4 protein-coding genes are annotated in these 4,575 nt (G+C 72.3%); 2 read left to right on the forward strand and 2 right to left on the reverse strand.

What is annotated here, in order from left to right; translation table 11 throughout:
• The coding region (locus tag AB0I76_RS23050; RefSeq protein WP_357039007.1) for a helix-turn-helix transcriptional regulator at positions 1 to 297 on the forward strand (297 nt) is incomplete at its 5' end.
• A gap of 24 nt (positions 298 to 321) precedes the next feature.
• Here the strand turns inward: AB0I76_RS23050 and AB0I76_RS23055 are convergent.
• Positions 322 to 870 (reverse strand): DsbA family protein, encoded by a 549-nt coding sequence (locus AB0I76_RS23055; protein WP_357039009.1) that lies wholly within the window; start codon positions 868 to 870, stop codon positions 322 to 324.
• A gap of 4 nt (positions 871 to 874) precedes the next feature.
• Positions 875 to 1,573: a BON domain-containing protein gene (locus AB0I76_RS23060; RefSeq protein ID WP_357039012.1), complete on the reverse strand. Its 699-nt coding sequence runs from the start codon at positions 1,571 to 1,573 to the stop codon at positions 875 to 877.
• A 273-nt stretch (positions 1,574 to 1,846) separates the two neighbouring features.
• Between AB0I76_RS23060 and AB0I76_RS23065 the strand changes: the two genes are divergently transcribed.
• Positions 1,847 to 4,525: a cellulose binding domain-containing protein gene (locus AB0I76_RS23065; protein WP_357039015.1), complete on the forward strand. Its 2,679-nt coding sequence runs from the start codon at positions 1,847 to 1,849 to the stop codon at positions 4,523 to 4,525.
• The last annotated feature ends 50 nt before the right edge of the window (positions 4,526 to 4,575 follow it).

A 4,575-nucleotide genomic window follows, 5' to 3' on the forward strand; every position in this document is an offset into this window, starting at 1 on the left:
CTCGACGCCGGCACCGCGCACTGGCCGACGGTCAGCGACCTGGTGCGCGGCGTCGACGAGCCGCCCGACGGCCCTCCGCCAGGGCCGGGCCCGGCGGAGCTGGACGAGCCGCTGACGGAGCGGGAGCTGACCATCCTTCGGTACCTGCAGAGCATCCTGTCCAACGTGGAGATCGCCGCCGAGTTGTCCCTGTCGGTCAACACGGTGAAGACCCACGTCCGCAACATCTACCGCAAGCTCGACGCGACCCGTCGCCGGGACGCCGTCCGCCGCGCCCGCGACCTCCACCTGATCTGATCCCGCCCTCCGGCCACGAGCGGTTCACGGGTTGGCGGTCGCGTCGACCACCGTCAGGAGCTCCGGGAGGTCGTAGCCGCCGTCGTGGCGGACGTCGTTGACGAACAGGGTCGGTGTGGCGTTGACGCCGCTGCGGATGCCGCCGACGAAGTCGCGGCGCACCCGGTCGCCGTACTCCTGCCGCCCGATCTCGGCACGGATCTCGTCGGCGGGTAGTCCGAGCTGCTCGATGCCGAGCGACAGGTGCACCGGGTCGAGCTGGTCCTGGTGCTCGAACAGCCAGTCGTGCATCTCCCAGAACCGTCCGCGCCGGTCGGCCGCCTCGGTCGCCTCGGCGGCGCTCTCCGCGTACGGGTGGACGTTGGCGATCGGGAAGTGCCGGTAGGCCAGCCGGACCGTCTCCGCCCGCTGCCGCAGCAGCTCCGCGAGGTTCGCGTACGCGGCACCGCAGAACCGGCACTGGAAGTCGCCGTACTGGACGATCGTCACCGGCGCGTCCACCGGCCCGCGTACGTGGTCGATGTCGGTCACCGGCGTCCGGAGTCGGGCGGTCACCTGGAGAGGGGTGGTCATCGCGTCACCGCCCGCCCGCGCCGAGCACCGGGGCGACGGCGACGCGGTTCTGCACCTCCCGGACACCGGGCGCCGACCAGACTGTCCGTTCCACCTCGGCCCGTTCCGGCATCGAGTGCACGAGCCCGCTGAGCACCACCGTGTCGCCGTGCACCCGGACGTCGATCCGTTCCGCCTCGGTCGCCCGGTTCCGGGCGAGGGCGTCGACGATCCGGTCGGTCAGGGTGTGCGCGTCGGCCCGGATGCCGGGGCGGACGGTGATCCCGTTGCCGACCCCGCGTACGCCGGTGAGCCGGGCCACCGCGCGTTCGGCGGCCTGGCGCTGGTACTCCCACTCGACCTCGCCGTGCAGCGTCACCCAGCCCTGCGCGACGGTGACGTCGACCTGCCCGACCGGCACGAACGCGTCCCACTCCAGCGTGTGCGCGGCAGCGGCGGCGATGTCCGGGTCAGCCCGCTCGGCGCCGCCGTCCAGTCGTACGGTGAGGTCGTTGGCGACCGCGCGGACCCGGGCGACGCGGTGCGCCGCGCGCTCGGCGGCCCATTTCTTCGCGTAGCTGTCCACCCGGCCGGTCAGGCTGACCACGCCCTCGGAGACGGTCACGCCGATCTCGTGCGGCCGGACCCGGGGCTCCCAGGCCAACTCGTCGAGGACGGCGGACTGGATCTCCTGGTCGAGACGGCTGATCGTCGCGATGGCCATCGGTGACTCCCTCCTCGATGCCGACGCCGGACGCGCCGCACGCCTCCTGATCCTCCCGCCGGTGCGGGTGACGTCTCCTCACCCGGCCCGGGTGAGATCCTGGGAGCGCTTCCATGCAGCAGTGTGGATGGGTTAGGGTGAGCCGATCCTCGGATGCGGGAGCCACGCGCCGACCGCCGGAAGCCAGGGCAGCTCCGGCCAGTACCGCACGTCGCCCGTCCCGGACACCAGGTCCCCCCTGCGTCCGGGCCTCCCCCCGAGAGGAACCCGCAGATGCGGAGAAGTGTCGTCGGCGTGGTGGTGGCCGCGCTGGCCGCCGTCGCGGCCGTGGTCGCGGTGCCGTTCACCGCCGTCGGAGCGCCGGCCGCCGAGGCGTACGCCTGGAAGAACGTCCGGATCGACGGCGGTGGCTTCGTTCCCGGCATCGTCTTCAACCCGACCGAGAAGAACCTGATCTACGCCCGCACCGACATCGGCGGCCTGTACCGCTGGGAGCAGACCAGCGGGTCCTGGACGCCGCTGCTGGACTGGGTGGGCCCGGACAAGTGGGGCTGGAACGGCGTGGTCAGCGTCGCCACCGACCCCGTGCAGACCAACCGGGTGTACGCCGCCGTCGGCATGTACACCAACGACTGGGACCCGAACAAGGGCGCGATCCTGCGGTCGACCGACAGGGGCGCCACCTGGCAGGCCACCGAGCTGCCCTTCAAGAACGGCGGCAACATGCCCGGCCGGGGCATGGGGGAGCGGCTCGCCGTCGACCCGAACCGCAACAACGTCGTCTACTACGGCGCCGAGGGCGGCAACGGCCTGTGGCGCAGCACCGACTTCGGTGCGACCTGGGCCCGCGTCGCCAGCTTCCCCAACGCCGGCAACTACCGCGTGAACCCCAACGACCCGAACGGCTACGACGGCCAGAACCAGGGCCTGACCTGGGTCAGCTTCGACTCCGCCACCGGCACGCCCGGCACCGCCACGCGGACGGTCTACGTCGGGGTCGCGGACAAGGAGAACCCGGTGTACCGGAGCACCGACGCCGGCGTGACCTGGGAGCGCATCCCTGGGCAGCCCACCGGCTACCTCGCGCACAAGGGCGTCGTCGACCCGGTCGGCGGCCACCTCTACATCGCCACCAGTGACACCGGCGGCCCGTACGACGGCGGCAAGGGCGACGTCTGGAAGTTCACCCGGTCCACCGGCGCCTGGACCCGGATCAGCCCCGTCCCGTCGACCAGCACCGACAACACCTTCGGCTACTCGGGCCTGACCATCGACCGGAAGAACCCGAACACCCTGATGGTCGCCACTCAGATCGCCTGGTGGCCGGACGTGCAGTTCTTCCGCAGCACCGACGGCGGCGCCACGTGGAGCCGGATCTGGGACTGGACGTCGTACCCGCAGCGCAGCTTCCGCTACACCATGGACGTCTCCACCTCGCCGTGGCTCACCTTCGGCAACACCGACCCGAGCCCACCGGACACCTCCCCGAAGCTGGGCTGGATGACCGAGTCGATGGAGATCGACCCGCACGACCCCAACCGGATGATGTACGGCACCGGCGCGACGATCTACGGCACCACCGACCTGACGAAGTGGGGCACCGCCGAGAAGCTCACCATCCGCCCGATGGCGAAGGGCCTGGAGGAGACCGCCGTGCTCGACCTGGTCAGCCCGCCCTCCGGGGCGCCGCTGGTCAGCGGCCTCGGCGACATCGGCGGCTTCCGGCACACCGATCTCGACGCCGTACCGCCGATGATGTTCACCCGGCCCGGCTTCACCACCACCACGAGCCTGGACTACGCCGAGACCAGGCCGGAGATCATGGTGCGGGCCGGCAACTTCACCGACGCCGACCGCCCCGGCGACAGCCACGTCGCGTTCTCCACCGACGGCGGCGCGACCTGGTTCCAGGGCACCGAACCGTCCGGTGTGAACAGTGGCGGCACGGTCGCGGCGTCCGCCGACGGCAGCCGCTTCGTCTGGGCGCCCGGCGACGCCGGCCAGGCCGTCGTCCGGTCGACCGGCTTCGGCACCTCCTGGACCCCGTCCGCCGGCATCCCGGCGAACGCGACGGTCGAGTCCGACCGGGTCGACCCGAACCGCTTCTACGGCTTCGGCGGCGGCCGTTTCCACGTCAGCACCGACGGCGGCGCCACCTTCACCGCCAGCGCCGCCACCGGCCTGCCCACCTCCGCGGTGTTCAAGGCGGTGCCGGGACGGGCGGGTGAGCTGTGGCTGGCCGGCTCCAACGGGCTGTGGCGCTCCACCGACGGCGGGGCGAGCTTCACGAGGTCGAGCACCGTCACGAGCGCCCGCAACGTCGGCTTCGGCAAGGCGGCTCCCGGTCGTACGTACCCGGCGCTGTTCCTCATCGGCACGGTCGACGGCCAACACGGCGTCTTCCGCTCCGACGACACCGGCGCCACCTGGGTACGGATCAACGACGACCGGCACCAGTACGGCAACGCGGGCGAGGCCCTGACCGGCGACCCCCGGATGTACGGCCGGGTCTACCTCGGCACCAACGGCCGGGGCATCCTCGTGGCCGACCGGGTCGGCGGCACTCCCACGCCCACCCCGACCACGCCCACGCCGACGACTCCGACGCCCACGCCCACCGGTCCGACGCCGACCACCCCGCCTCCCGGCGGCTGCCTCGCCATCTACCGGGTCACCGGATCATGGTCCGGCGGATTCCAGGGCGAGGTGGTCGTCCGCAACGGCGGCACCTCGGGGATCGCCGGCTGGACGGTGGGGTGGACGTTCCCGGACGGGCAGAGGGTCACCCAGCTCTGGGGAGGTACGCACACCCAGACCGGTGCGACCGTCTCCGTCCGCGACGCCGGCTGGAACGGCGCGCTCGGTGCGGGTGCGAGCACGACCGTCGGCTTCCTCGGCAGCTGGACCACCCGCAACGGCACACCGGCCGCGGTGACCTGCACGGTCCGGTGACCGGTACGGCCCGCTGACGCGCGACCCCCGGAAACCCGTCCCCCGGGGGT

Origin of the sequence: Micromonospora sp. NPDC049799 (genome assembly GCF_040656655.1) — a bacterium.
Lineage (GTDB): Bacteria > Actinomycetota > Actinomycetes > Mycobacteriales > Micromonosporaceae > Micromonospora.

What these genes read in the sequence shown, in the direction of transcription:
- AB0I76_RS23055 (WP_357039009.1), bottom strand. Translation starts at nt 870, where the DNA reads ATGACCACCCCTCTCCAGGTGACCGCCCGACTCCGGACGCCGGTGACC.
- AB0I76_RS23060 (WP_357039012.1), bottom strand. Translation starts at nt 1,573, where the DNA reads ATGGCCATCGCGACGATCAGCCGTCTCGACCAGGAGATCCAGTCCGCC.
- AB0I76_RS23065 (WP_357039015.1), top strand. Translation starts at nt 1,847, where the DNA reads ATGCGGAGAAGTGTCGTCGGCGTGGTGGTGGCCGCGCTGGCCGCCGTC.